This window comes from Kribbella sandramycini (genome assembly GCF_013131805.1).
Classification (GTDB): Bacteria; Actinomycetota; Actinomycetes; order Propionibacteriales; family Kribbellaceae; genus Kribbella; species Kribbella sandramycini.
Map to the genome: position 1 here is coordinate 677,519 of NZ_JABJRC010000001.1, position 25,650 is coordinate 703,168.

Consider the following 25,650-nt stretch of genomic DNA (forward strand, 5'->3'; position numbering starts at 1 on the left):
ACGTCGCTACGGTGCCGGGGAGTTGAACCGCCCTCGCGACGGTCCCGGGGTGAACGTGGTCTGCGGGCCATCCGGCATCACCTGCGCGTCGGAACGTGCACGGTCACGCCGTCCTTGGTCACAGCCGAGTACTCGCGGAATGTCCGCTGCTGTGAGCCAGGTGACTTTCGCCGCACGCGCTGCGCCTTGGGCGGGCCTTCACGAAGGCTCGCCGACGACGAGTGGATACGAGGCTCGAACCTGCTCTCGCTGGCCGGAGCGGAGACCGACCGCCGCGAATGGCGAGCCTTTGGCGCATCGGCCGAGCTACGCGAACCGCCGGACGAAGAGGCCGCTCCTGTTGATGCGACGCCCGCGGTCGTGACGGAGATGGTTCGTCTGCCTTCGGACTTGTTCTGATTGCGGGAACGGGCAAGATTCAGCGCAGACGTCGGCGCGCCTGGCGCCGCGGCTGCCGCAAGGCGTCCGCCCGCCCCTGGGCCATCCTGCCCACCGCCTGCCGTGCCATCGCCGCGTCGCCCGGCGCCACTGGTCAGCTCGTACGGCGAACTCCCGGAACCGCGCCCCAAGGACCCGACAACCGGAGCCTGCCGATACACCCGAACCGACGACACGCGCTGCGGGGCGGACTCGGCACCGCTCCTGCGGTCCCGCGTGCGCTCCGCAGGTTGTGGTGAGGTTCCGCGGCTTCCCAGCATGCCGGCGAGTCGCCTGATTGCGGTCGTCGCGCCGCGACGCGCCATCCCTCCGAGCATGATGCTGCCAGAGCCTGGCCGCATCATCGTCGTGAGGTTGTCCAGCAATCGCCGAAGCCTGAACCCGACGAGCAGCACCACGATCGCCAGCCCGGTCACCGGAAGCCAGCCGAGTGGTCCCGACAAGGTGAACACGGCGGTCACGAGCGTCAGCGCGGTGCCGAACACGAGCATCGCCAGGAACGACTGAAGCACCAGCCCCACCAGCGCCTCGAACCAGTTCATCCCCCACTGTCGTGGACGACCCGGAATGATCCACAAACAGGCGAAGAACACCCCCACGACCAACAATAACAATGCCCCGATAAACGCCATCAGCGCAGTGAACGCCAAGCCGATGTTCAGGAATCCGAACAACGTGGCAACGATGGCTGCGATCATGACGACCGCGACCCGCCCGAAGGGATTCTCACCCTTGATCCATTGAACGGTCGGAGAGTCGTTTCCGCCCTCGGCGGGCGCGATGACTCTGTCGACGTAGTCGTTCCTCGCGTCATGGCTGACACCCGCGGTCAGCATGCCCTTGCCATATCGCTCGCAGGCCGAGATCGATCCGAACTCCGCAATGCACCAAGGCGTTACCGCGAAGCCCCGCCAACTCGCGTCTGCCGACTTACGCAGCAAGGTGTCGCGTGGAGTGCCTGTGAACCCCGGCTCAGGCCAGGGAATCGGGCTCTGGCTTGTGGGGCCCAACGCATCTGACGAAGCCGTCATGACGGCCCCGGCTCCGAGCTGACGCGCACCGTCGACCCCACGCAACCAGGTCGCCGGGGCGACCGCGAAACTGACGCTGAGCAGACCCGCGACGAAGACCCAGACGAGCTGCCCCATCGCGCTCCCCGTAGCGCGGCGCTGTGTGTACGCGACAACAGCACCAAAAGCGAGTGCCGAAGGCAACAACCAACCGGCCAGCTGAGTCCCTGTCGCGCCGATCGTCGCCGAGGTGGCATCAGTCAGCGGCTTGACATCCGTGAAGGAGAACAGCCACCAACCGACCGAGATCGCCGCGCGGGTGATCGCCAGGACGTACATCATGACGATCGACGCGTAACCGTTGAAGATCATGTTGAACGTGTTCGACAAGCCCGTATCGAAGTCGAGCCCGTAGTCCATCGGGCTGTATTGCTCGAAGAGGGTTCGGGTGTCGCCGTGGGTTAGGTCGGGGGTGGGGAGGAGGTCGGCGAAGCCGGTGGGGTTGGTGGGGCCCTGGTCGGGGTCGGCGGCCAGGGCTATTTGGCTGCTGACGATGGTCCAGATGACCAGGACGGTCAGCGCCGCGCGGGCCCGGCGCTGCCATTTCATGCGACGTGCTCCTTTTTGGAGGGGCGGTCGTCGGGGGGTGGGGTGGGGGTGTGCATGGCTTCGTTGTAGGCGGGGTGGTCGGCTTCTTGGTCGTAGACCTCGTCGGGGCCGATGGGGGATTCGTGGCGGGTTATGGGGGTGCCGTTGGGGGGTGCGGGTGGGGGGACGGGGTGTTGGAGGGTGTCTGGTTGGGGGGTGGTGGGGGGTGGGGTGGTGGTGTGGGCTTGGGATTGGGCGGTGGCGGCGGGGGGGATCAGGTCTTCGGGGTCTTGGTCGGTGAAGGGGTCGGCGGGGGTGGGGGGTGGGAGGGCGGGGGTGGTGGTGGGGGCGTGTTCGGATTCGGGGGTGGTGCGGAGGAGGGCGGCTACGCGCTGGGAGGGGATGTCGATCTGGACGGTGGCTACTTCGTCCCAGCGGTCGCGCATGATGCAGTGGCCGTGGCGGATGGATTTGCCGTTGGCGGCGGTGTTGATGCCTCGGACGAGGGTTTGGTAGGGGGCGGTTTGGGGGCGGCCGAGGAGTTCGAGGAGGGAGTCGACCTGTTCTTTGGAGCGGAGGCTGAAGGCGAAGAGGGTGGTGATCTGCTCGACCAGGCCGGGGAGTTTGAGGATGGAGGCCGGGTCTTGGGTGTCGAGGACCAGGGAGGCGCCGAGGGCTCGGCCTACGCGGGCGATGTAGTCGAGGAAGGAGGCGCCGTCGGGGGTCTTGGTCAGGAGGTGGACCTCGGGGACGATGACGACCTTGGAGCGGCCGCGGAATTCGCGGCGTCCGGTGGTGCGGATCATCCAGGCCAGGCAGCCGCGGAGGCAGGCCATGCCGACGCGCTCGATCGGGGACCAGGATTCTGGGGCCGATTCGGGTGAGGGCAGGGTGAGGCCGGGCATTTGGACCACCCAGAGGCCTGGGTTGGTCGTGAGGGAGGAGAGGCCCGAGGGCGGGCCGGCCACTACGGAGCCGAGGCCGGTCTCGACGAGGTCGCGGAGCGCGAAGCCGACGGTGCGGACGGTCTCCTCTTCAGAGTTGCACAGACGCTGGATGACGCCCCAGGAGGACGGATCCGGCGACTGGATCTCGGCGCGGGTGGCGGCGACCACTGGGGCTTCGGCGGCGCCGCGCAGGTGCGGGGGCAGCAGGAGCATCAGCTGGGACGGCGCTTGGAGCAGGGCGTCGTCGACGGGGAGGACGCGGAGCAGGTCGGCGGCGCCGGAGAACTGGGCGGTGATCTCGATGACTGCGGTCGGTACGCCGTACTCGGCGGCGACTGCGGAGACGCCGGCGGCGTCGCCCTTCAGGTCGAGCAGGGGGACCCAGGCACCGGCGAAGGCGGAGTCGAGGCCGCCGAGCATCGCCGCGGTCGTCTTACCGCGGCCGGAGCGGCCGAGGAAGAGCGTCGTGGTCGCGTCGCCGAGGGCCGAACCGGCGGCGGCGTCGAAGCGGACCAGGCCGGGGGTCGAGCCGGTCAGGTAGCCGATGGCGGGGCCGGTGGCGTCGCCGATCGAGGCGCCGCCCCAGAACCAGGAGCCGAAGAACGCCGTCGACTCGCGGACGTGGCCGAGGTCGGGCACCCGCAGCTGGTCGCCGGGCAGGGATTCGAGCCAGAGGTCGCGCTGCTCGTCGGCGCCGGTCGCGACGGTGATACCGCGGTCGGCGTAGTGGGCGATGACGGCGTCGACGTAGGCCTCGAGGTCTTCGCGGGTGTCCGCGCTGACGAGCAGGCGCGGGTGGTCCTCGACCAGGGTCAGGCCGCTGCGGTTGATATCGCGTTTGACCTCGCGCATCACCCGCTCGGTCTCGACGATCTCGTCGGCGGTCTCCTCGGCGGTGCCCTTGGCGGCCGACCGCCGCTGCTCCTTCGCGCTCTTCCGGGTCTCGTCGACCAGGTGGCGCGCGGTCTTCTTGGTCAGCACCCGGAACCGCACCGACGCCTCGACAGTGACGTCGATCTCGTCGCCGTCGTCGTCGATGGCCTTGATCTCGGACAGCGTCCGCAGCCACTCCCCCGCGCCCGGGGTCTCGAGCTCCTCGGGGAAGTCCGTCATCGCGAGCACCGAGGTGTACGCCGCGATCTGGCCGCGCGAGTCGTAGATCCGCAGGTGATCGGTGTACGGGACGACGCGGCCCGACGTCAGCCGGGCCAGCGAGGCGCCGGTGATCAGGCCGCGGCGCGGAGCCGCGACGGCGCCGCGGTGCATCTCGCGGCTGATCAGCCAGGAGATCACCTCGGCCGGCGCGGTGTGCGCCCGCCAGACGGTCGATCCGAGCTGGCGGCCGAGTTTGCGGACCCGCTCGTCCAGGTGGGCGAGCTCGCGCGCGCTGACCCGCCAGGACGTCGTCCCCAGCGCGTCGCTGATCGAGCCGCGGACCTGCGCGGTGGCGCGCGGGTCGCGGTCGCTGAGGTGGACGCCGAGCGCGACGTACCGCTCGGGCATCCGCATCTCGTCGATCCGGTCGGCCCGGGTCTGCGCCCAGGCCTCGTGGTCGCCGAGCCGGTAGTGGCCGGCGACCGAGTCGATGTAGTCCTGGCCGGTGGAGCGGCCCCAGACCACCTTGAGGTGGCTGAGCCGGTCGCCCAGGATGGTCGCGGCGGCACTGACCGCGGCATCCAGCGCAGCGTCCTGCTCGGCTTCGGTGGCCAGGTCGGTGTTGGCGACCGAGATCAGGAACCACGCCTCGGCGCTGCGCTCGGTGACCAGGAGGCCATCGGCGATCGCGACCAGGCGTGGCGGCGGCAGGCCGCGTTCGCGGCCGACTCCCACCAGGTTGAGGAGCTTGTCAGCGATCTTCATGCCTGCCTCTTCCGGATGAGTTCTTGCCGGAGATCCGGCGTACGTGGTCCGCTCCCAGCAGCCGGGCGCGCTGGTTCACCGTGATGTCCGCGCCGGCGCGGACCATCGGATCCAGCTCTACCACGGCCTCGCGCTCCCACTCCGGGGTCACTCTGGCCTTCGCCAGGTTGGCCACCTTCTGGGTCGCGACGCGCTCCCGCCAGGGCAGGTACTCCGTCTTGTCGGCGGCCCGGGCGCCGAGCCCGATGATCGGCCGATGCGCGCGCAACGCGTAACGGACGGCGAGCGCCCACTCGGTCACGCGGCGGCGGCGTTCGTGGAACTTGCCCGGCCGCCAGCCGAACGCGGTGATCACGAACGGCGGTACGACGTACAGACTCACGGTGCCCTTCTGCGGGACGCCGATGAACGGGAACAGCAACGCGATCCAGAGCAGGATGATCACCGCGCCGAAGATGATCATCCGCCGCCGCGCGCCTTCTCCGAGGTCGATGCCGAGCAGGTCGTACTGCCGGGTCTCGATCTCGAAGTGGTGGGTAAGGGTCCGGCCGACACGCATCAATTACCCCCGGAGAGCAATCCCCAGAAGCCCTTGAGCACGTTGATGGTCTGGTTGTTGGCGTAGATCAGCCCGCCGACCAGCACCCCGGCCGCGATGTGGCCGAACAGCTCGCCCCACTCGCGCTTGAAGTAGTGGCCGATCGCCCGCAGCACGAGGATGGCGATGAAGATGTTCCCCGCGATGACCAGGACCCAGTCCTTGAAATCCGCGCCCGTCGGGACGTTGCTGTCGGCCAGCGGCGCGGCGAGCTGAACCACGCTCACAGCCAGTTCGTGCGTCGTCATTGCGGTGTCTCCCTTGGTGCCTCGGTGATCCGACGGCCAGTCGCTGATGTCATCCGACGGCGGCCACTTGCCATCGTTGTGCTCCGTCGGTGGCGACAGTACGCCGCAACGTGAGCGTGTACGTCTGGTCCAGCGCGGTGTCCCCCGCGCCGTCCCAGGTGACGGCGGCGGTCGCCCGGCGCTCGTCGTCGTTACCCGTGTAGACCTGCCAGTCCTTCAGCTTCTCGAGCTTGACCGCGCCGCCCAGACTGCGGATCGTCGCACCCGGCGCCGTCACCGCGGCCACCTTGTTGTCGGACTCGGCGTACGCACTGAAGAACGCCTCCGCGTCCTTGAGCGTTGCAGCCGTCAGATCGTCATCCGGTACGCCGGACTCGGGCAGGTTCTCCGGGAGGGGGGCGGGACCGTCCGGGACGAAGGTCGGCGCGCCGCTGGCCACCACGCGAGCCGCCGTCCGCGCGACCGGGACCGACAGCCGCTGCCAGGAACTGGCGCCCGGCGTCCAGACCCGGCCCTTCAGGAAGTAGGTCTGCACGCGCACGCGGACGTCGACGACCGCGGCGACACCGCCCGGATCGATCTTGACCTCACCCGGGTACGCGATCATCGCCGCCTGCTTGCCGCGGCCGTTCCACCCCGCGCGGGTGTCGAGGCCGGCGGCGAGGTCGAGCCGGACCTGCGCGGCGCGCGCATCCGGGGTCTGCTCGTCCCAGGTCAGGTAGGAGATCGCGTACCGCGTCGCGATCGCGCGCGACTCGTCGGCGGGGAAGCTGTTCTGCCCGGTGACGACGGTCTCCGGCGTGCGGTTCGGGCTGATCCAGGAGCGGATACCGCTGATGGCCGCGAGCAGCAGCACAGCGACCACCAGACCGCGGAAGAACCGCCGCGCCCAGGTCGAGAACGAGGACTCGGGCTCGGTCGACCACGGGGCCTGACCGGGCTCCAGCACCTCGCGCACCGGACCGGGAGCCGCATGGGCGCCGTGCGGCGACCGCTGCCGCAGCCGCTCGGGCGGACGTTGCCCCGTACGCTGCTCGGGCGGCGGACCGGCCGGCGCCGGACCGGTCTGACCCGGCCCCGGCTGCGGAGCACCCGGACGCCGAGGCGGAGCCATCACTCCACCGGCGGGCGGTGGGCCGGGCGGCGCGGAATACTGCGCGGCTACGCCCTGTGCCTGGCGAGGGGTGGGTGACACCGGGCCGTCGGGGTGTTGCCACCACTCCGGTGCGGTGCTCTGCGGGCGCCCGCGACCGGCCTTCTTCGGCCGCCGCTGGTCTGCCCAATGCTCACCTTTTGGCGGCAGATTCAGCAAAGTTCGCCACCAACTCATACCTACCCGCCCCTCAGACAGCAGTTACGCGGACAGTAGCCGGGAGGATACGGCAAGCAACTGTCCATCGGGAGCCCTGGGACCAGGATCCGGATGTTCCATCGCTCCCCGCAGCCATACTGTTACCCCGCTCGCGGGCAGTGTCACCCTGAAACGCCAAGCGTGACACCTTCGGTACCGTCGCCATAGCTCCTCTCTCATCCCCACCTTGTCGATCGGGCAGCGCACACCATGCCACACGCCGCCGACAGGTTCGAAAACCCGTGCGAACAACATGGTAAAAGAACGCACCAACTGATCACGCATAGTAACCGATCCGCGGACTCCCCTGTGGAAAACTCTCCCGTGGCGAGGGGTCAAAACCGGTTTGTCCGGGCATAGGGTCGCAGTACCCCTGCTACCCCTGGAGGACCCGGATGGAAACTCGCCGACTGGGCCGGCTCGGCCACCAGTCCTCGGTACTGATCTTCGGCGCCGCGTCGCTGGGCGGCGTCGACCAGGATCGCGCCGACGCCTCGATCCAGGAGGCCCTGGACGCCGGTTTCAACCACTTCGACGTCGCGGCCGACTACGGCGACGCCGAGCTCCGGCTGGGCCCGCGGATGCCCGAGATCCGGGACCGGATCTTCCTCGCCACCAAGACCGGGCGGCGGACGTACGCCGAGGCCTGGGCCGAGATCAATCGTTCGCTGGAGCGGATGCGCACCGACCACATCGACCTGATCCAGATGCACGCCGTCTGCGATCTGGAGAACCTCGACCTGGTGACCGGCAAGGGCGGTTCGCTGGAGGCCGCCGTCCGGGCCAAGGAGGAGGGTCTGGTCAGCGCGATCGGGATCACCGGTCACACCGCGCAGGCGCCGTCCGTGCACCGGGAGGGCCTGCGCCGGTTCGACTTCGACTCCGTGCTCACCCCGCTGAACTACCACCTGTCGACCGATCCGCAGTACGCCGCCGACTACGCCGAGCTGGTCGCCGCCGTCCAGGCCTCGGACGCCGCCCTGATGACGATCAAGATGATCGCCCGGCGCGGCTGGCGGGACGGCGAGGAGAAGACGTACGACACCTGGTACCGGCCGTTCGACGAGCAGCGCTACATCACCGCGGCGACGGCCTGGCTGCTGAACGGGCACCCGGAGATCACCGGGCTGGCGACGGCCGGCGAGACGCGGCTGCTGAAGCAGATGATCATCGCCGAGCGGGAGCGGGCGGAGCTGTCGGCCGACGACGCCGCGTCGATCCTCCAGGAGGTCCGGGACTACGCTTCCCCGTTCGTGGACATGCCGATCTGAGCGCCGGGAACACTCGGGGGCGGTTCGGTGTTGTAGGACCTGTAGTCGTCTAACTTCGGAGGTCGTAGTGGCAACGGTCGAGCTGTCCCAGGAGAACTTCGACGCGGTCGTCGGTGGCGAAGGCCTCGTCCTGGTCGACTTCTGGGCGGAGTGGTGTGGCCCGTGCAAGATGTTCGGCCCGGTGTTCGAGAAGTCCTCGGAGACCCATGAGGACATCCGGTTCGCCAAGGTGGACACCGAGGCGCAGGTCGAGCTGGCCCAGGCCTTCGAGATCCGGTCGATCCCGACCCTGATGGCCGTCCGCGACGGCGTCGTCCTGTACTCGCAGCCGGGCGCGCTCCCGGCGGCCGCGCTGGAGGATCTGATCACCCAGCTGCGGGCGGTCGACATGGACGAGGTGCGCGCGCAGATCGCCGCGCACGAGGCCGAGCACGGCAGCGAGCCGCACACGCACTGATCCGTACGAACGAAGCCCCGGGCTCCTCCGACAGGAGTCCGGGGCTTCGTTCGTTGATCGGGAGCGGGCCCTGGGCAGGAGATCGACTTCCAGGGCCCGCTCCGGGGGCGCTGACCGGAGCGGCGCGGGTGAGCCTGGTGGTTGCCGGGCGGGTGAGGCTGCCGTCCGGAAGGGTTCACCTGTGCCGTCAGAGGCGTGGTCAGCACCCCGTGAGGGACCGGTCGACGCCGGTCCCTCCGCGGGGCTCAGCGCAGCGGGTCAAACGGCGCGAGCTCCCTCGGGGTACGTCCGGTGGTGATGGCTTCGGCCAGCAGCTGGCCGGTGATCGGACCCAGCGTTATCCCCCACATCCCGTGCCCGCCGGCCGCGAAGACGCGCGGCGAGGCGGTGGCCCCGATGATCGGGAGACCGTCAGGGGTGCAGGGCCGCGGGCCGACCCACTCGAACGTACGGGCGTCCAGGTCGGCGTCGCGGAGCAGCGGACGGGCCGCCGCCACGATCGCGTCGATCCGGCGCGGGTCCAGTTTCGCCTCGGGTTTGCGGAACTCCATCATCCCCGCGACCCGCAGCCGGTCGCCGAGGGGCGTACAGGCGACCCGCTGGGCCGGGAAGTAGACCGGCCCGGCCGGGACGTGCGCGATCGGGACGCTGAAGCTGTAGCCGCGGCCGGCCTGGACGACGGTCTTGACGCCGAAGTCCTTGGCCAGGTCGGTCAGCCAGGCGCCGGTGGCCATCACGACCGCGTCGAACGGGTCCGTCTCGCCGTCGCCGGTGATCAGCCGGACGCCGCGGATCTCGTCGATGATGTCCTTCACGATCACGCCGCTGATGATCTGGCCGCCGCGGGCGCGGACCGAGTCGGCGAGCAGCTCGACGTACTCGCCCGGGTTGATGAAGCGCTGGCCGTGCAGGCGGATCGCGGCGCCGATCTCGTCGGAAAGCGACGGCTCGATCTCGCGGGCGTCGTCACCGGTGATCGCCTCGAACTCGATGCCCTGGCCGGCGGCGTGGATGTGCTCGATCTCCTCGAGCAGGACGCTGCGCTCGGCCTCCGTCCGGTACGCCGCCAGGAACGACTTGGCCTCGTACGTCTGGGCCTCGACCCCGGCCTTGGCCAGGAAGTCGAACGCGGGCAGCGCCTGCCGGTTGATCGGGACCAGCGACTCCATCGCGGTCTTCCAGCGGCCGGCCGTGCTGTTCCGGGCGAACCGGGTCAGGAAGTTGAGCAGCCGCGGGCTCGCGCTCGGCGGCACGTACACCGGCGAGGACGGGCTCAGCACCGCGCGGACGCCGTACTTCAGGACGGCCGGCTCCGGCAGCGGAGTGGCCAGGCCGGGCGTCAGCCAGCCGGCGTTACCCCAGGACGCGCCTGCGGCGACGCCTTCGCGGTCGAGCACGGTGACCTCGACGCCCGCCTCCTGAAGGAACCAAGCGGTGGCCAGACCAACCATGCCCGCGCCGACGACGGCGACGCGGTCGGGAACGATATGAGTGGAACCAGCAGCGACCATGTATCGATGGTGCGCCCGCTGCAGACGGCTGTCATGGTGCGATCACACCATTCGCGGGACAAATGACTGTGCTCAGCGCACAATAACTTCATGATCACCGCGCCTGACCTGGTCACTGCTGTCGGCCCTGCGCTCTTCGACGTGGTCGCGCCGGGTAAAGGCGACGCAGAAGTCCGGGACGTCTTTCTGGCCGATCCGCAGGAGCCTGCAACCGGTCAGCCCGGCGATCTGGTGCTGGGGCTCGGCCTGCGGGACGCCGAGGAGGCGGTGGAGCTGGTCGAGCGCTGCGCGGCCGGCAACGCGTCCGGCGTCGTACTGCGGACGTCGGTCGCTCAGGAGCCGACTGTGATCGCCGCAGCCGAGCGGTGGCTGCTGACGTTGATCGCGCTGCAGCCGAGCGTGACGTGGGCGCATGTGGTCTGGCTGCTGCGCGGTGTCATCGACCGGGCTGCCGCGCCGGACTCCCCGGTTGCTGGAGACGCCGGCGTCCATCAGGACCTGTTTGCGCTGGCTGACGCGGCTGCGGCGATTGTCGACGCTCCGGTGACGATTGAGGACAACCAGTCCCGCGTACTGGCGTACTCCTCCAATCAGGACTTCACCGACCCGACGCGGGTGTCGACCATCGTCGGTCGACGGGTGCCGGCTGAGGTGATTGCGCACTTCCGGGCCCGGGGGATCTTTCGGCGGCTGGCTCGGTCCAGTGAGCCGTTTCTGGTGCCGGACGGGCCGAACGGGATCAGGCCGCGGCTCGTCGTACCGGTGCGGGCTGGTGGTGAGTGGCTGGGGTCGATCTGGGCGGTTGTCGATGGTCCGGTGAGTGATGAGGTCACTGCGGAGCTCAGCAACGCGGCGTCCGTACTGGCGTTGCACATGCTGCGGCTGCGCGCGCAGGCCGATGTAGCGCGGCGCAGTGCGATCGATCGACTGCGGACGCTGCTACGGCAGTTCTCGCCGGACAACCCGGTCGACGTGCGTCTACCGCCCCAGCCGTGGCGCGTGGTCGCACTCGGATCGCCTGAGGGGTACGACGTACCGCAACAGCTCGACCTGTGGGAGTCGATCGGACGACGGCACGGATGGAGCGACCCACAGCTGGCCGACCTGGACGGCACAGTGCTCGCTGTCGTCACGGACGCCGAAGGCCCAGGGTCGTGGACGTGGTTGGCAAAGCTGGTGGCCGAGCAAAGCAAGACAGCACCGGGCACGGTGGCCGCAGCGGGCGGCCCGGCGCGCGGTCCGGCGGATCTGCCGAGCTCGCGGGCCGAGGCAGTCGAGCTGTTAGGGCTGGTACGCCGAGGCGTCGCACCGGGGCCCGCATTGCGCGTCGAGCAGGCCTGGCACGTGCTGACTGTGCACCGGGCAGTGATGTCGTTGGACGTGAACAAGATGGACGGTCCGCTGGCGACACTGCTGCGGCACGACATCGAGCACGACACCGGGTACGTCGAAACCCTGCAGTCCTGGCTGGAGCATCCGGGGCAGCCGCAGCGGGCAGCGCGGGAGCTGCATCTGCACACGAACACCTTGCGGCACCGGATGAAGCGGATCGGCGAGATCGCCGAGCTCGATCTCAGTGATCCAGTCGAACGACTGGCATTGCAATTGCAGATCGCGACCGTGCGCACCGGTCACTGAGCACTGAGAGCTACGCCACAGGCCCGTGTAACAAGGCTTCATGTTCCGGCAATGGTTGGGCAACATGCGGCTGACAGAGTCTTCCTTGTCGCTGATCCAGCCTTTCACCAGGAGGCTGGAGCGGCGGCCGGGTCCGAGCCTTTCACCAGGAGGCTCGGGCTCATGGGTCCGGCGATTGTCTGAGCGATCGCCGGACCCCTTGTCGTTGTTACAGCGCGGCCAGCTCCTTGACCTGCGCCGCGCGGCTGACGGCGATCGCGGCGGCGAACTCCTTGGTCCGCGGGTCCTTGCCCATCTTGCCGAGGTTGCCGGCCATCACGATCGTCTCGTCGAGGTGTTCCTTGAGGTTCTTGACGAACAACTGGTCGAAGGCCGCGCCGGACGTCTTGCCGAGGGCAACGATCTCGGGCTCGGTCATCATGCCGAGCATGTCGTGCCCCTCGTGCGGGTTGCGGATCGGCAGGCCGGAGCGGGTCCGCGTCTCCTTGAGCTGCTCCAGCTCGGTGCGGTGGCCGTCGGCGACGCTGGTCGCGAAGGCGCGGATGGCGGGGTCGGACGCCTGCTGCTCGGCCATCGCGAGCACTCGGAGCAGCTGGTCGTCCATCGGGATCATCAGCTCGATCCAGGCCAGATCCTCGGAGTTGAACGACGGGTCGATCTTCAGCTCACCGGGCTGGGTGCTGGCTGGTGCGCTGGGCGTCGGGGTGGCAGCCGGCGGCGGCGCGGCCACCGTCGGGGAGCCGCAGCCGGCCAGGGCGGCGAGCAACGCCAGGGCAGCGAGAGCTTTCATGAGCAGACTCCTCAAGACGGGGCGGTGGTCGCGAGGGGGTGCGTTGTGGTGAGGGTACCGAGCGTGCTGGACGAGGTACAGAGGGTGTCGGAAAGCCGCCACGGGCCGGTCAGGAGAGGCGGTTGACGATGTGCGCGAAGACGCCGGGGAGCCGGGCCGCGGCCGGAACTATGTGTGGCGCGAGCAGGCGGCGGTTACGGGCCCAGAGCAACGAAGCCGTCAGCAGGCGGCACTCACGCGACACCCGGCGCCAGGCGGCCTCGTAGTCCATCGGGCGGTCGTCGAGCAGACAGTCCACCAGTTCGGCCGACGTCCGGAGCGCTACCGCGATCCCCTCCCCTGTCAGCGCGTCGATGTACCCGGCGGCGTCCCCTACTAGCAACACCCGACCGACCACCCGGCGGCGTACCCGCTGGCGGAGCGGACCTGCTCCCAGCACGGTCGATGCGGGCGCGGCACCCTGCAGCCGACGCTGGAGCGCCGGGAACGCCGCCAGATGTGAGTCGAAGCTCCCCTTCAGGCTGGTGAGTACTGCGACCCCGACCAGGTCGTCCGCGACGGGTGTCACGTACGCCTCCCCCAGCCGCGACCAGTAGACCTCCACCAGGTCGCTCCAGGGCACTACGTGAAAGTGCTGCCGAAGCCCGCGCCGGACAGCAGGTGTCTCCAGCCCCAGGCCGAGCTGGCGGCGGATAGGTGAGTGGAGGCCGTCGGCGGCGGCCAGATAGCGGGCGGTGTGGCCGGCGGTGGTTACGGAGGTGGGGGTTTGGGTGATGGGGCCGGCGCGGGTGGGGATGACGGGAATGTTCAGGTCGAGCAGGCGGCTGTGGAGGGCTTGCTGGAGGGTGGTTCGGCGGGTGCCCAGACCCGAGCCGGTGCTGAAGCGGGCTTCTACGGCGTGGGTCGGGTCCAGGTAGCGGATGCCGTGGAAAGGGCGGCCGGTCAGGTCTACGCCGAGGCGGCTGAGATAGCTGACGGCGGAGTGAGCAATGCCTTCACCGCAGGCCTTGTCGATCGGGGTACTGCGGGGTTCGAGGACCACCACGGAGAGTCCGGCGAGTTTGGCGCGGATGGCGGTGGCGGCGCCGGCCGGGCCGCAGCCTGCGACGAGGAGATCGATCACCGGTGGAGGGCGGCTTCTTCGGTGCGGATGCGGACGGCGAGCAGGGGGATGTTGAGCGCGGTGAAAACGAGCGCAGTGATCCATGCGCTGTGGACCAGCGGCAGTGCGAAGCCTTCGATGACGACGGCCACGTAGTTCGGGTGGTTCAGCAGCTTGTAGGGACCGCGGGCGACCAACTGCAGACCTGGGACGACGATCACCCGGGTGTTCCACTGGCGGCCTAGAACGGTGATGCACCACCAGCGCAGCGCCTGCGAGAGGAGGACCAGGGCGAACATGGTCCAACCAAGCGCAGGGACGAAGGGGCGGAAGTAGGCCTCAACGACGCAGCCGGCCAGCAGTCCGGTGTGCAGAACGACCATGAACGGGTAGTGTCCCTGGCCTGACTCCACGCCGCCCTGGGCGAAGCTCCACTTGGCGTTGCGTAGTGAGACGACCAGCTCGGCCACCCGTTCGAAGCCGACCAGCACTACGAGTACGACGTACCAGACCATCACCACTCCAGCAGGACGAGCTCGGAACAGAAGCCAGGGCCCATCGCCAGCAGTACGCCGGGGCCCTCACGAGCAGGATGCAGCGCCATCGTCTCACCGAGCACGTGCAGCACGGACGACGAAGACAGGTTGCCGACCGCATCGAGCGACTTCCAGGTCAGATCGAGCGCACCGGGCCGCAGGTCGAGTGTTTCGGCAACAGCCTCCAGAACCTTCGGACCGCCGGGATGGCTCACCCACGTCCCGATCTCCGGCACAGTCAGCCCGTGGTCGGCCAGAAACGCCCGTACGTCGCCGCCCAGGTACGTCCGCACCACCTCCGGTACGTCGGCGCCCAGCACGATCCGAAACCCACCGGACCCGACGTCCCAGCCCATCACCCGCTCAGAGTCCGGATACAGCCGGCTCCGCGTCGCAACCACCGACGGACCAGCCGCAGCCGGATGCGACGACCCGGTGAGCACCACAGCGGCCGCGCCGTCCCCGAACAACGCGCCACCGACCAGATTCGGCAGCGACGAGTCGTCCCGCTGCAGTGTGAGCGAGCAGAGCTCAACAGAGAGCAGTACGGCGACCTGCGTCGGCCAGGCGAGCAGGTAGTCGTGCAGCCGGGCGATCCCGGCGGCACCGCCGACGCAGCCCAGCCCGAAGAGCGGTAGCCGCTTCACGTCCTCCCGCAGCCCCAGCCGCACCGCAACCCGCGCATCGATCGACGGCGCCGCCACCCCGGTCACCGTGGTGAACATCAATACGTCGACGTCCGACAGCGCGAGCCCGGCGTCGGCCACCGCGCCAGCAACTGCCTCAGCGCCCAGGTCGACCGCGGTGGCGATCCAGGCGTCGTTCGCGGCCCCGAAGTCCTTCAGCACGCTGTACTGCTCCAAGGGCAGCGCCAGATGCCGCATCGAGACCCCGGCGTTCGCATGCAGCCGCTGGAGCAGGGCAGTCCCGCGGCCGTCCGGTAGACACATCGCCGCGAAGGCGTCGGTCAGCTCCGCCTGCTGATAGCGGTGCGGCGGCAACGCGGGCCGGACCGCCGCGATCCGCGTCATCGTGCCATCGTGGTGTCGGTGCGAACACTGCGTGGTCTGCTGCTGGCCTGCCACCTCGGGCCGACCGTCGCGGTGACCGCGCTCGTCACGGCTCTCGCCTGGTCCGCAGGGCGTAGTCCAGCCGGATGTCTCCTGGTCGCAGCAACGATCCTCACCGGCCACCTCTCGATCGGCTGGAGCAATGACGCGATAGATGCCGCCCGCGACACCATTGTGAACCGGAAAGACAAGCCGGTGGTGCGCGGACTGGTGAGTCGCCGCACGCTCGCAGTCGCCGCCGGAGTCATGTTGGTCGTCACCATCCCCGTATCGCTGGCCAACGGCCTGGCGGCCGGCCTGGTGCACCTGCTGTTCATAGCGTGCGCCTGGGCCTACAACCTCGGCCTGAAGTCCACAGTGATCTCCTGGCTCCCGTACGCCGTTGCCTTCGGCGCGCTGCCCTCGTTCGTCACCCTCGGCACCACGGACACCTGGGCGCCCTGGTGGGCAACAACGGCCGGAGCACTACTAGGCGTCGGTGCCCACCTGGCAAACGTCGCACCGGACCTCCAGGACGACCTGGCGACCGGAGTCCGCGGTTGGCCGCAACGACTAGGCTCCAACGCCCGGCTCCTCGTGCCCATCCCGCTGGCGGCCTCCGCCGCGCTCCTAACCATTCCGCCACCCGGGCCAATCGGAGTGGTCGGCTGGATAGCGCTGGTCGTCGTCGCCGGTCTGCTGGTCGTAGTGGTCGCCTGGCGGCAGGCGCCGTTCCTCCTGACGCTCGGAATCGCGGCGGTCAGTGTCGTGAGTCTGATCCTGAGCGGAACGGCGCTCTAGGCGGCGTCCGGCTTCAGCGGCGCGTTGCTGCCCAGAATCGCCGCAGTGAGCGCTTCGGCGGGCTCCTTGGCCGCCCGCGGGTTGGTGATCAGCACCAGGTCGATAGCCGGCAGCTCCGGCAGCCCGGCGCTGGGCGGCGGCTCCACCAAGTCGACCGGCATCAGCGAGCGCGCGAAGATCCCGATCCCCAGCCCGGCCCGCACCGCGGCCAGTACGCCGTTCACGCCGCGCACGATGCAGGTGATCCGGCAGGACCGCCCAGCCTGCTCCAGCGTCTGCACGCCGAGCGAGCGACTCAGGCTGGGCGCCTGATACGCGACCAGCGGCACCGGACCGTCCGGAGCGATCCGAGTCCCCGCGATCCCGGCCCAAACGAGTGGGTCCCGGCGTACCAGCCGCCCGTTCGGTTCATACCCGGTGCCGACCGAGTGTTTGACATAGGCGAGATCCAGATGGCCGGACTCGACCCGCCGCAGCAGATTGGGGCTCTGCGCCACCGTCAGCTCCAGATCGATCCGCGGGTACAGCTGGCGGAAGTCGCGCAGGATGCGCGGCAACGGCGTCAGCGCCAGGTCGTCGGTGACGCCGAAGCGCAGCCGGCCGCGCAGCTCCGAGCCGGTGAAGTAGCCGGCCGCCTCCTCGTGTGCGGCCAGGATGGTCCGCGCGAACCCGGCCATCGCCTCGCCGTCCGCCGTCAGCGTGACGGTCCGGGTGTCGCGCAGGAACAGCGGCCGCCCGACGGCGCTCTCGAGTTTGCGGATGTGCTGGCTGACCGTCGGCTGCCGGATCCCGAGCCGGTCGGCCGCCTGCGTGAAGCTGAGCGATTGGGCAACGGCCAGGAAGGTCCGCAGCTGGTCCGGGTCGTACATCGATAGACCTCCTATAGCGCGACGCAATAAGACTAATAGGAGTAATTCGCTGTCGGAATCCAGGACCGATCGACAAGTATGGACATGTCCTCCCCTGACAACCCCACTCGCGTAGGGAACAGCTTTGACCACCCGGACCAGCGGTCCCGTCCGAGAATCCGACTTCCACACCCACACCACGACATCCCGCCCCGAACCCCTCCGCCGCCCCGGGTTCCGCGACACCTTCAGCGCCCTCCAGGTGCGCAACTTCCGCCTCCTGGTCAGCGGGCTGCTGGTCAGCTCCACCGGCGGCTGGATCCAGCGCATCGCCCAGGACTGGCTGGTCCTGACCATCACCGGCAGCGCCACCGCGGTCGGCATCACCACCGCGCTCCAGTTCCTCCCCACCCTCCTGCTCGGCCTGTACGGCGGCGTCATCGCCGACCGGTTCCCGAAGCGGAAGATCCTGCTCGTCACCCAGATCTCGATGGGCGCCGCCGCCGGCGTCCTGGCCGTGCTCGCGTTCACCGGCCAGGTGCAGGTCTGGCAGGTCTACACGATGGCGCTCTTCCTCGGCCTGGCCACCGCCGTCGACAACCCGACCCGCCAGTCGTTCGTCACCGAGCTCGTCGGCCGGGACCGGGTCCGCAACGCGATCAGCATGGTCTCCTCGACGTTCCAGCTGGGCAGCATGATCGGCCCCGCGCTCGGCGGCGTCCTGCTCGGCTCGCTCGGCGCGGGCTGGGCGTTCGCGATCAACGCCTGCACGTTCTTCGCCTCGATCACCGCGCTGCTGCGGATGCGCGAGAGCGAGATGCCCGCGAAGAAGGCGGCCAAACAAGCCGGCCTGCGGATCCGGGACGGCCTCCGCGACGGATTGCAGTACGCGTTCCACGAGCCCGCGGTCCGCTGGGCGATCGCGCTGGTCGGCATCTATGGCATGTTCGCGATCAGCCTGCCCGTCACCCTGACCGCGTTCGCGGACCGCGTCTTCCACACCGGCGCGACCGGGTACGGCGTCCTCAACTCGGTGGTGGCCGTCGGCGCACTGGCGGGCGCGCTGCTGTCGGCCCGGCGCGTCCGCCCGACCCGCCTGCGTAACCTGGTCGGTATCGCGGCCCTGCTCACGGTCACCGAGGTGCTGGCCGCCGTCCAGCCGTCGCTGTGGACGTTCATCCCCGTGCTGGCCGCGATGGGTATGGCGACGCTGATGTTCCTGACCGCCTGCCAGTCGATGGTGCAGCTGACCACTCCGGACAAGCTGCGCGGCCGCGTCTCCGGTCTCTACAACCTGGTCTTCATCGGCGGCGGCGCGATCGGCGGCCCGCTGGTCGGTCTGATCGCACAGAACTTCGGCGCCCGGATCAGCCTGGCGCTCGCCGGCCTGGTCCCCGCAATCGCGACCGTGCTGATCGGCTTGCGGCTCCGCAAGGACGGCCGCTTCCGCGTCGTCGTCGTCCGGACGCGCTCGCCGTGGCACCAGGCCCCGATCCGGCTCGCGCTGCAGCAGAACACGATCCGGGTCGCCGCCCCGGCGCCGGTCGAGCCCGCGCACGAGCGCTGGCCATCCGGTGAAGTGAGCCTCGGGCAGGCTCGGCGCTGCCCGGCCGAGGGCCGGACGCGGCGCTCCCGGCTGCGGAGCGCCCGCCGCTGAGCGAAGACCCCGTGGACCGCCGGCGAGAGCGGGCCACGGGGTCTTCTCAGCTACTTACGGAGCGTCGATCACGCCGACCGGCGGCACCTTGACCGTCCGGGCGCCCTTCACACCGCCCAGCACGACCTTGCGGAGCGCGACGTTGTTCTTGGTGTTGCCCTCGAACAGCTTGCCCTCCGGGTTGGCCTTGACCTCGACGAAGTACTCGCCGTTCGGCAGGTCGGTGATGTCGAACGACTGACCCGGCTTGGTCTGGTTGTAGGTGTCACCGGATCCGACGTCCAGCACCTCGCGCACCGACAGCGACGTGTGGTCGCCGCAGGCGGTGTGCAGGTCGGTGTTCATCGGGTGCCAGTTCGCGTTCTTCACCGTGTAGTCCATCATGTCGGTCGCGGCCAGGCAGAAGGCCTCCTTCTGGCTGCGGACGACCTCGGACTGCTTGGCGTTCAGCAGGCTGTAGCGGGCGAAATCCGTGAAGTGCCAGTGCACGTGGCCCTCCCGCGGGTCCCACTCCATCGTGCCGGTGTTCTGGTATCCGATCTCCTTACCCTTGTCGTCGTAGAAGTACTGGAACGCGTCCATCAGGTCCTTGCCCTGCCGGCGGAAGCCATCCAGGACCAGCGGCGACGGGCCGGCGTTCCACACGGTCGCGGCGAACGCCAAGTACTCGCGGTCGGCGTCGGCTGTCCCCTCCTCGCCCTTGGTGATCGCCATCCCCCACGCGGGTACGGAGACCAGGTCCGGCTTCGGGCCCTTCGGGGTGGACGGCTTCCCGGCCGGGCGCTTGGCGTGCGGCTGCAGCGCCTTGGCCTTCGGCGCCGGGCCCTGCTTACCCTGCGCCGTCCGGCAGCCGTCGCCGTGGCCCGGGTCGCACCCGGGGTCACCGGGGACGATGTTCACGTTCATCGTGAGCTTGGACTGGTTCGCCGGGATCTTGAACAGGTCCCGATAGGCCTTGTTGACCGTGATCAAGGCCTTGTACTTGCCGACGGCAAGCTTGACCGGCTTGTCGTCGTACGAGAACGTGCTGGCCGACCAGCCCTTCTGCAGACCCCAGACCGCGCCGGTCGTGAACGGGTTGGAGTTGCAGTAGTCCGGGTACGGCGAGGTGGCCGGCGCGTCCGGCCGGGTCCGCGACCCGTCGCCGTTCAGGCACAGCGACTGGTCGACGTCGAGCACCTTCTTGCCCTGCGCGTCGGTCAGCGCGACGTGCAGGAACTTGCCCAGCCCGGAGAAGTCCGTGACGAGACCCTTCGGCATCGCCACCGGCTTGCCGTTCACGTACTGCTTGGCGACCACCGGCGAGTTGAAGTTCGCCCGGGTCGCCCGGACCTCGATCGGCGCGTTCCCGGCCACGACGTAGGTGCTCAGATTGAGCTGGGTGCCGTAGTCCGGATCGGCGTCCAGCGTGACCTCGGTGACCGGCGAGACCAGGGCCAGCGCGGGCCTGGCGGGCGCCGCCGTTCCTGCTGCCGTCGCGCTGGACGCCGCGAGCGCGACCAGACCGACGGCGCTCGCCGCCGCAATGGCCGTTCGCACGGCCTTGTTCGACGTGATGATGATGGAACCCCCTCCTTCATCGGGCCGGGTCCTCACGAGCCGGCCCTCTGCGACGTAGGACGCGGGCGCCCCCGCCGGAGGTTGATCAAGAATGTGTGCCATTCGTGTCACAACCGGCACTCACAGTCATCGGTCGCGAATACTTGACGATGTAAATTAATCGACCCTACGCTCGGCCGGGTGAACAGACGCCGTGTTTCCGCTGCCCTGGCTGCCGTCGCTCTGGTGACGACGTCAGCTGTGATCGCCCCCGCCGACGCCGCGCTCCCCCTCGCCCAGCCGCTCGCTCCGCAGCCCGCGGCCAAGGATCCGCGGCCGGTCCCGGCCAAGTACCCGCAGCTGGCCGCCAAGCCGTATCTCGGCTGGAGCTCGTGGAGCCTGCAGTCGACCAACTACCCGGGTGTGAACCCGGACGGTCCCGGCAGCTTCATCAGCGAGAAGAACATCCTCGCGCAGGCGAACGCGATGGCGACCAAACTCAAGCCGTTCGGCTACGAGTACATCAACATCGACGCCGGCTGGCAGGACGGCGGCGACGAGTACGGCCGCCCGGTCGCCAACCTGAAGCGCTTCCCGCGCGGGATGAAGGCCGTCGGCGACGACATCCACAAACTCGGGCTGAAATTCGGTATCTACACCGTGGTCGGCCTCGGCATGGACGTCTACCGCGAGGGCAACACCCCGATCCACAACGCGCCGGGCTGTTTCACCCGCGACATCGTCTACCCCGACCTGCGCAAGACCAACGGCTGGGACGCGGCGTACAAGATCAACTACGAGAGCCCCTGCGCCCAGAAGTACGCCGACTCGATCACCAAGCTGTTCGCGAGCTGGGGCGTCGACTTCATCAAGATGGACGGCGTCGGCCCCGGCTCCTGGAAGGGCGCGCCGGACGACCCGAACCACAACAACACCGAGGACGTCGAGGCCTGGTGGCGCTCGGTGCAGAACGCCGGCCGCCCGATGCTCTACACCTTGTCGTGGTCGCTCAGCCACCGGTACGCCGAGGTCTGGAAGCAGAACTCGAACGGCTGGCGGATCGACACCGACGTCGAGTGCTACTGCGACACGATCGTCCGCTGGGACGGCTCGGTGAAGCAGCGCTGGTGGGACCTCCCGCAGTGGATCGACGACGCCGGCCCCGGGCACTGGAACAACCTGGACGCGATCAACGTCGGCGTCGGCGAGATGGACGGCCTGAACGAGGCCGAGCGGCAGAGCTACATGACGTTCTGGGCGATCAACGCGGCGCCGCTGTTCGTCGGCGACGACATGACCAAGCTGGATGCCTACGGCCTGAAGCTGCTGACCAACCGTGAGGTGCTCGCGATCAACCAGTCCGCGAACCCGGCCCGCCCGCTGAACCAGGACCAGCTGCAGCAGGTCTGGTACGCCAAGAACGCCGACGGCAGCGTGACGGTCGGCCTGTTCAACCTGGCCGAGACCCCGGCGACGGTGACCGGCGACTTCGGGCAGCTCGGTATCAACGGCAAGGCGACCGTCCGCGACGTCTGGGCCGACAAGAACACCCGCAACGTCTCCGGCTCGGTCAGCGCGGCCCTGCCCGCACACGGCTCGAAGCTGTACAAGATCACGCCGAACAACCGGCCCGCGATCGGCGTCCCGGCCGATCTGACCGCGACCGACGTCAGCCGGACGACGACCACGCTGGCCTGGCAGCCGAGCACGGGCGCGTCGTCGTACAAGATCTTTGCCAACGGCAAGCAGGTCGCGACCAGCTCGACCCCGAGCGCCGTCGTCACCGGGCTGCTGCCGCAGACGCAGTACACCTTCACGGTCAAGGGCGCGAACGGCCACCGGACGTCAGAGGCGAGCGCGCCGATCACGATGCTGACCTCGAAGAACGGCGGACCGGTCCGCTACGAGGCCGAGGCGGCGAACAGCACGCTCACCGGTAACGCCGGCGCCAACGGCTGCAGCCTCTGTTCCGGCGGCAAGAAGATCGGCAACATCGGGTACGACGCCTCAGTCACGCTGAACGACATCACCGTCCCGAAGACCGGCACCTACCTGCTGAAGATCGCCTACACCGACGGCGACACCAGCCGGCAGAGCATGCTGACCGTCAACGGCGGCGACAGCTACTGGATCAACTACCACGGTCTCGGCGACAACGACTGGGGGACGCCGCAGGTCACCTACCTGCCGGTCAAGCTGACGGCCGGCGCCAACGCGCTCAAGATCCACAACCCGTCCGGCTACATCGCCGACATCGACTGGATCACCGTCTGACCGCTCAGATCACGCCAGTGGCGCCACCATCCATCGCGATGATGGCGCCATTGACGTAGCTGGCCTTCGGCGACGCGAGGAAGACGGCGACGTTCGCGACCTCGGCCGGATCGCCGGCCCGGCCCAAGGGGATGTCGGCAACCATCCCGGCCAGCAGCTCTTCGCGCGGCCGGCCGCTGGCGCGGGTGGCGGCGTCGAGCCGGTCGTCGACCCGGCCGGTCAGCGTCAGCCCGGGGTTGATCACGTTCACCCGCACCCCCTGCCCGGCGTACGCCTTGGCGTAGCCCATCGAGGCGAGCATCAGCGCCGCGTTGGCCGCGCCGCCGCCGATGTGCAACGGGTTCGCGGACTTGCCGCCCTGGCCGACGACGTTCACGATCGCGCCGCTGCCGCGCTCGGCCATCGGCCGGACGACGGCCTCGGTCGCATGCATGTAGGTGAAGTACTTCGACTCCATCGCGGCGTGCAGCGTCGTACTGCTCAACTCGTCGACCGGGATCTGCCGGGCCGCGCCCGCGCAGTTGATCAAGATGTCCGGGACGCCGATCCGCGCGAAAGCGGCCGCGGTCGCCTCGGGGTCGGTCAGGTCGGCGAGCTCGGGGATCAGCTCCAGCCCCTTCGCTGAAAGTTCCTCACGCGCCTTGCCCAGGTGCACCGGGTCGCGTGAGATGCCGAACACCGTCGCCCCTTCCCAGGCCAGCGCCTCGGCACAGGCCAGGCCGATGCCCTTGCTCGCACCGGTGACGACGGCAACTTTTCCGGTCAGGTTCAGGTCCACTGCTGCACTCCTCGATGCTGCTGGCAACGAATTCGCATTTTTCCTTTTTCCGGCTTGAACGGGCCAGTACGATCAGTAATCAGATCGACACTCTTTGTTTCGACGCCAGATGCCGAGAGCACCAGACGCCGGAGGGACCCGTGCCGACCATGTCCACTTCCCATTCACCGCCCCCTTCCAGTGCTGCGCCCGATGCCAGCCGCTGGAAGTCCATCCTTCACCATGACCTACCGGCTTCGCTGGTGGTCTTCCTGATCGCAATACCGCTCTCCCTGGGGATCGCCGCAGCTTCCGGCGCGCCCCTGATCGCGGGCCTCGTGGCCGCGGTCGTCGGTGGGGTGGTCGCCGGCGCGCTCGGCGGCTCCGCCCTCCAGGTCAGCGGCCCGGCCGCGGGCCTGACCGTCGTCGTCGCGGGTCTCGTCAGCCAGTTCGGCTGGCCGGCGACCGCGGCCATCACCTGCGCGGCCGGCCTCGTCCAGATCTTGCTGGGCGTGACCAAGATCGGCCGGCTCGCGCTCTCGCTGTCGCCCGCCGTGGTGCACGGCATGCTCGCCGGGATCGGCGTCACGATCGCCGTCCAGCAGCTGCACGTGGTGCTCGGCGGCCAGGCCCAGAGCTCCCTGATCGCGAACCTCGCCGCCTTACCCGGCCGACTGGTCGCGCATCACCCCCACTCGGTGCTGATCGGTGTCCTCACCGTCGCCATCCTGCTCGCCTGGCCCAGACTGCCCAAGGTGAAGGTCGTTCCGGCCCCGCTGGTCGCCGTCGTCGCGGTGACCGCGCTGGCGGCGGTCTCGATGCCCGACGTCACCCGCGTCAACCTGCCCGGCCAGCCGCTCCAGGAGCTGATCCCGCCGGCGCTGCCGGAGGGTACACCGTGGGCGATCGTCGCCGCAGTCCTCACGGTCGCGCTGGTCGCCAGTGTGGAGTCGCTGCTGTCGGCGGTCGCCGTCGACAAGTTGCACAACGGCAAACGCGCCGACCTCGACCGCGAGCTGGTCGGGCAGGGCGCGGCCAACGCGGTGTCCGGCGCTCTCGGTGGGATGCCGGTCACCGGGGTGATCGTGCGCAGCTCGACCAACGTGGCGGCCGGGGCGAAGTCCCGGGCGTCCGCGATCCTGCACGGCATCTGGATCGCGGCGTTCGTACTGGCCGCCGGCTCGATGCTCGAGCTGATCCCGATGGCCGCGCTGGCCGGCGTTCTACTGGTCACCGGTCTGCGGTTGGTGCAGATGGCCCACATCCGCACCCTGCGCCGGCACGACGAGTTGCTCGTCTACGTCGTGACCGCGGGCGGCGTCGCCGTCCTCGGGCTCGCCGAGGGTGTGCTGATCGGCCTGGCGCTCGCGCTCGGCCGGGTGCTGTACCGGTTGGCCAAGGCAACGGTCACCGCGACCGAGGAGAACGGCGAGTGGACCGTCCGGATCCGCGGCACGCTGGTGTTCCTCGGTGTCGCGTCGCTGGTCCGTACCTTGCGATCGATCCCGGCCGGCGCGCACGTCCGGATCGAGCTCAGCGTCGACCATCTCGACCACGCCGCCTACGAAGCGATCGAGGACTGGCGCCGCGGGCACATCGCGCGCGGCGGCTCGGTCGACCTGAACCGGATGGCGTTCCGGGCCGCCCTGCGCCCGGATTCGGCCCGCCGGCTGCTCCCCTGGCAACCCCAGGTGATCGCCGAGCCGGACCACCGGGTCTCGATGCTGGACGGGATCCGCGCCTTCGAGGAGGCGGCCGACCAGATCCGGCCGATGCTGGCCAAACTCGCCGCCGAGGGGCAGCGGCCGACGCAGCTGTTCATCACCTGCGCAGACTCGCGGATCGTGCCGAACATGATCACCACGACCGGCCCGGGCGACCAGTTCTGCGTCCGCAACGTCGGCAACCTGGTGCCGCCGAACGGCTCGAACAGCAACTCCGTCGATGCCGCGATCGAGTACGCCGTCGAGGTGCTCGGCGTCAGCTCGATCGTCGTCTGCGGCCACTCGCACTGCGGGGCCGCCGCGGCCGCGCTGAAGGGTGACGCCCCCGGCGGCACCGGCCTGCAGAACTGGCTGCGCCACCTCGAGCCGTCCGTCCGCCGGGCGGTCGGGATGCCGGACGTCGTCGATCCGGCGACCGGCTCGACGCTCTCCCCCGCCGACAAACTCTCCGTGGCGAACGTCGGCGTCCAGCTCACCAACCTGCGCAGCTTCCCCTGCGTCCGCAAAGCCGAGGCCGAAGGCCGCCTTGAGCTGATCGGGATCTGGTTCGACATCGGCGCGGCCGCGGCCCGCCTGGTCCTGGACCGCGATCCCTACCTGGTCCGCGCCGACGAAGAGCTCGCCACCGCGGGCCGACGCTCGGCTCGCTGAGACGG

20 protein-coding genes are annotated in these 25,650 nt (G+C 69.3%); 7 read left to right on the forward strand and 13 right to left on the reverse strand.

The features are described from left to right. Positions 1-77: 77 nt before the first annotated feature. From HPO96_RS02920 to HPO96_RS02940, 5 genes are read right to left on the reverse strand one after another with little or no spacing between them, the layout of a single operon-like run. Positions 78-2,057, reverse strand: coding sequence for a TrbL/VirB6 family protein (locus HPO96_RS02920; RefSeq protein ID WP_171670751.1), 1,980 nt, complete (start codon positions 2,055-2,057; stop codon positions 78-80). Beyond that, entirely contained in the window at positions 2,054-4,843 is a 2,790-nt protein-coding gene (locus HPO96_RS38900; RefSeq protein WP_171670752.1) for an ATP-binding protein, read from the reverse strand. The genes HPO96_RS02920 and HPO96_RS38900 overlap by 4 nt, the downstream gene beginning before the upstream one ends. Beyond that, on the reverse strand, positions 4,830-5,402 hold the full coding sequence (locus HPO96_RS02930; RefSeq protein WP_171670754.1) for a hypothetical protein: 573 nt from the start codon (positions 5,400-5,402) through the stop codon (positions 4,830-4,832). Before HPO96_RS02930 ends, HPO96_RS38900 begins: the two co-directional genes overlap by 14 nt. Then, positions 5,402-5,689 carry a hypothetical protein gene (locus HPO96_RS02935; RefSeq protein ID WP_171670756.1) on the reverse strand — a complete coding sequence of 96 codons (288 nt, stop codon included), beginning with the start codon at positions 5,687-5,689 and terminating at the stop codon, positions 5,402-5,404. The genes HPO96_RS02930 and HPO96_RS02935 overlap by 1 nt, the downstream gene beginning before the upstream one ends. Before the next feature lie 49 nt (positions 5,690-5,738). Next, positions 5,739-6,803 carry a conjugal transfer protein gene (locus HPO96_RS02940; RefSeq protein WP_171670757.1) on the reverse strand — a complete coding sequence of 355 codons (1,065 nt, stop codon included), beginning with the start codon at positions 6,801-6,803 and terminating at the stop codon, positions 5,739-5,741. A 632-nt stretch (positions 6,804-7,435) separates the two neighbouring features. Here HPO96_RS02940 and HPO96_RS02945 point away from each other — a divergent pair. Together HPO96_RS02945 and trxA are read left to right on the forward strand one after the other, a co-directional pair. Continuing rightward, a complete protein-coding gene (locus tag HPO96_RS02945; protein WP_171670759.1) occupies positions 7,436-8,311 on the forward strand; it encodes an aldo/keto reductase in 876 nt (291 codons plus the stop codon). Positions 8,312-8,378: 67 nt separating this feature from the next. Continuing rightward, positions 8,379-8,768: a thioredoxin gene (trxA, locus tag HPO96_RS02950; RefSeq protein ID WP_171670761.1), complete on the forward strand. Its 390-nt coding sequence runs from the start codon at positions 8,379-8,381 to the stop codon at positions 8,766-8,768. A gap of 245 nt (positions 8,769-9,013) precedes the next feature. On the opposite strand, the gene HPO96_RS02955 is transcribed toward trxA, so the two are convergent. Continuing rightward, positions 9,014-10,279: an NAD(P)/FAD-dependent oxidoreductase gene (locus tag HPO96_RS02955; protein ID WP_171670762.1), complete on the reverse strand. Its 1,266-nt coding sequence runs from the start codon at positions 10,277-10,279 to the stop codon at positions 9,014-9,016. A gap of 90 nt (positions 10,280-10,369) precedes the next feature. On the opposite strand from HPO96_RS02955, the gene HPO96_RS02960 reads away from it, so the two are divergent. Further along, positions 10,370-11,917, forward strand: a complete 1,548-nt coding sequence (locus HPO96_RS02960; RefSeq protein ID WP_171670764.1) for a helix-turn-helix domain-containing protein — start codon at positions 10,370-10,372, stop codon at positions 11,915-11,917. 208 nt (positions 11,918-12,125) lie between these two features. Here the strand turns inward: HPO96_RS02960 and HPO96_RS02965 are convergent, their stop codons facing one another. The 4 genes from HPO96_RS02965 to HPO96_RS02980 all read right to left on the reverse strand — a co-directional run bounded on the left by HPO96_RS02965 (position 12,126) and on the right by HPO96_RS02980 (position 15,376). Next, positions 12,126-12,707 carry a DUF305 domain-containing protein gene (locus HPO96_RS02965; protein ID WP_171670766.1) on the reverse strand — a complete coding sequence of 194 codons (582 nt, stop codon included), beginning with the start codon at positions 12,705-12,707 and terminating at the stop codon, positions 12,126-12,128. 109 nt (positions 12,708-12,816) lie between these two features. Further along, on the reverse strand, positions 12,817-13,830 hold the full coding sequence (locus HPO96_RS02970; RefSeq protein ID WP_171670767.1) for an NAD(P)/FAD-dependent oxidoreductase: 1,014 nt from the start codon (positions 13,828-13,830) through the stop codon (positions 12,817-12,819). Then, a complete protein-coding gene (locus HPO96_RS02975) occupies positions 13,827-14,324 on the reverse strand; it encodes an isoprenylcysteine carboxyl methyltransferase family protein (protein WP_171670769.1) in 498 nt (165 codons plus the stop codon). Before HPO96_RS02975 ends, HPO96_RS02970 begins: the two co-directional genes overlap by 4 nt. After that, positions 14,324-15,376, reverse strand: coding sequence for a type III polyketide synthase (locus tag HPO96_RS02980; RefSeq protein WP_171670771.1), 1,053 nt, complete (start codon positions 15,374-15,376; stop codon positions 14,324-14,326). The genes HPO96_RS02975 and HPO96_RS02980 overlap by 1 nt, the downstream gene beginning before the upstream one ends. A gap of 18 nt (positions 15,377-15,394) precedes the next feature. Between HPO96_RS02980 and HPO96_RS02985 the strand changes: the two genes are divergently transcribed. Beyond that, complete coding sequence (locus HPO96_RS02985; RefSeq protein WP_337796490.1) at positions 15,395-16,195, forward strand: UbiA family prenyltransferase; 801 nt, start codon at positions 15,395-15,397, stop codon at positions 16,193-16,195. On the opposite strand, the gene HPO96_RS02990 is transcribed toward HPO96_RS02985, so the two are convergent. Then, positions 16,192-17,064, reverse strand: coding sequence for a LysR substrate-binding domain-containing protein (locus tag HPO96_RS02990; RefSeq protein ID WP_171670773.1), 873 nt, complete (start codon positions 17,062-17,064; stop codon positions 16,192-16,194). The genes HPO96_RS02985 and HPO96_RS02990 overlap by 4 nt on opposite strands. A gap of 124 nt (positions 17,065-17,188) precedes the next feature. On the opposite strand from HPO96_RS02990, the gene HPO96_RS02995 reads away from it, so the two are divergent. After that, positions 17,189-18,700, forward strand: a complete 1,512-nt coding sequence (locus HPO96_RS02995; protein ID WP_171670775.1) for an MFS transporter — start codon at positions 17,189-17,191, stop codon at positions 18,698-18,700. 54 nt (positions 18,701-18,754) lie between these two features. Here the strand turns inward: HPO96_RS02995 and HPO96_RS03000 are convergent, their stop codons facing one another. After that, entirely contained in the window at positions 18,755-20,239 is a 1,485-nt protein-coding gene (locus HPO96_RS03000) for a lysyl oxidase family protein (RefSeq protein WP_337796491.1), read from the reverse strand. 201 nt (positions 20,240-20,440) lie between these two features. Between HPO96_RS03000 and HPO96_RS03005 the strand changes: the two genes are divergently transcribed. Next, a complete protein-coding gene (locus tag HPO96_RS03005; protein WP_337796492.1) occupies positions 20,441-22,513 on the forward strand; it encodes a fibronectin type III domain-containing protein in 2,073 nt (690 codons plus the stop codon). 4 nt (positions 22,514-22,517) lie between these two features. Here HPO96_RS03005 and HPO96_RS03010 read toward each other — a convergent pair whose 3' ends face one another. After that, the gene (locus tag HPO96_RS03010; protein ID WP_171670778.1) at positions 22,518-23,291 is read right to left on the reverse strand and encodes an SDR family oxidoreductase; all 774 of its coding nucleotides are present in this window, start codon (positions 23,289-23,291) and stop codon (positions 22,518-22,520) included. 149 nt (positions 23,292-23,440) lie between these two features. Between HPO96_RS03010 and HPO96_RS03015 the strand changes: the two genes are divergently transcribed. Further along, on the forward strand, positions 23,441-25,645 hold the full coding sequence (locus HPO96_RS03015) for a bifunctional SulP family inorganic anion transporter/carbonic anhydrase (protein ID WP_171670780.1): 2,205 nt from the start codon (positions 23,441-23,443) through the stop codon (positions 25,643-25,645). Positions 25,646-25,650: the final 5 nt, after the last annotated feature.

Bases quoted from the DNA above. Each gene is read 5' to 3' on its own strand.
- HPO96_RS02920 (WP_171670751.1), bottom strand. From the start codon at position 2,057: ATGAAATGGCAGCGCCGGGCCCGCGCGGCGCTGACCGTCCTGGTCATC.
- HPO96_RS38900 (WP_171670752.1), bottom strand. From the start codon at position 4,843: ATGAAGATCGCTGACAAGCTCCTCAACCTGGTGGGAGTCGGCCGCGAA.
- HPO96_RS02930 (WP_171670754.1), bottom strand. From the start codon at position 5,402: ATGCGTGTCGGCCGGACCCTTACCCACCACTTCGAGATCGAGACCCGG.
- HPO96_RS02935 (WP_171670756.1), bottom strand. From the start codon at position 5,689: ATGACGACGCACGAACTGGCTGTGAGCGTGGTTCAGCTCGCCGCGCCG.
- HPO96_RS02940 (WP_171670757.1), bottom strand. From the start codon at position 6,803: ATGGCTCCGCCTCGGCGTCCGGGTGCTCCGCAGCCGGGGCCGGGTCAG.
- HPO96_RS02945 (WP_171670759.1), top strand. From the start codon at position 7,436: ATGGAAACTCGCCGACTGGGCCGGCTCGGCCACCAGTCCTCGGTACTG.
- HPO96_RS02955 (WP_171670762.1), bottom strand. From the start codon at position 10,279: ATGGTCGCTGCTGGTTCCACTCATATCGTTCCCGACCGCGTCGCCGTC.
- HPO96_RS02960 (WP_171670764.1), top strand. From the start codon at position 10,370: ATGATCACCGCGCCTGACCTGGTCACTGCTGTCGGCCCTGCGCTCTTC.
- HPO96_RS02965 (WP_171670766.1), bottom strand. From the start codon at position 12,707: ATGAAAGCTCTCGCTGCCCTGGCGTTGCTCGCCGCCCTGGCCGGCTGC.
- HPO96_RS02975 (WP_171670769.1), bottom strand. From the start codon at position 14,324: ATGGTCTGGTACGTCGTACTCGTAGTGCTGGTCGGCTTCGAACGGGTG.
- HPO96_RS02980 (WP_171670771.1), bottom strand. From the start codon at position 15,376: ATGACGCGGATCGCGGCGGTCCGGCCCGCGTTGCCGCCGCACCGCTAT.
- HPO96_RS02990 (WP_171670773.1), bottom strand. From the start codon at position 17,064: ATGTACGACCCGGACCAGCTGCGGACCTTCCTGGCCGTTGCCCAATCG.
- HPO96_RS03015 (WP_171670780.1), top strand. From the start codon at position 23,441: ATGTCCACTTCCCATTCACCGCCCCCTTCCAGTGCTGCGCCCGATGCC.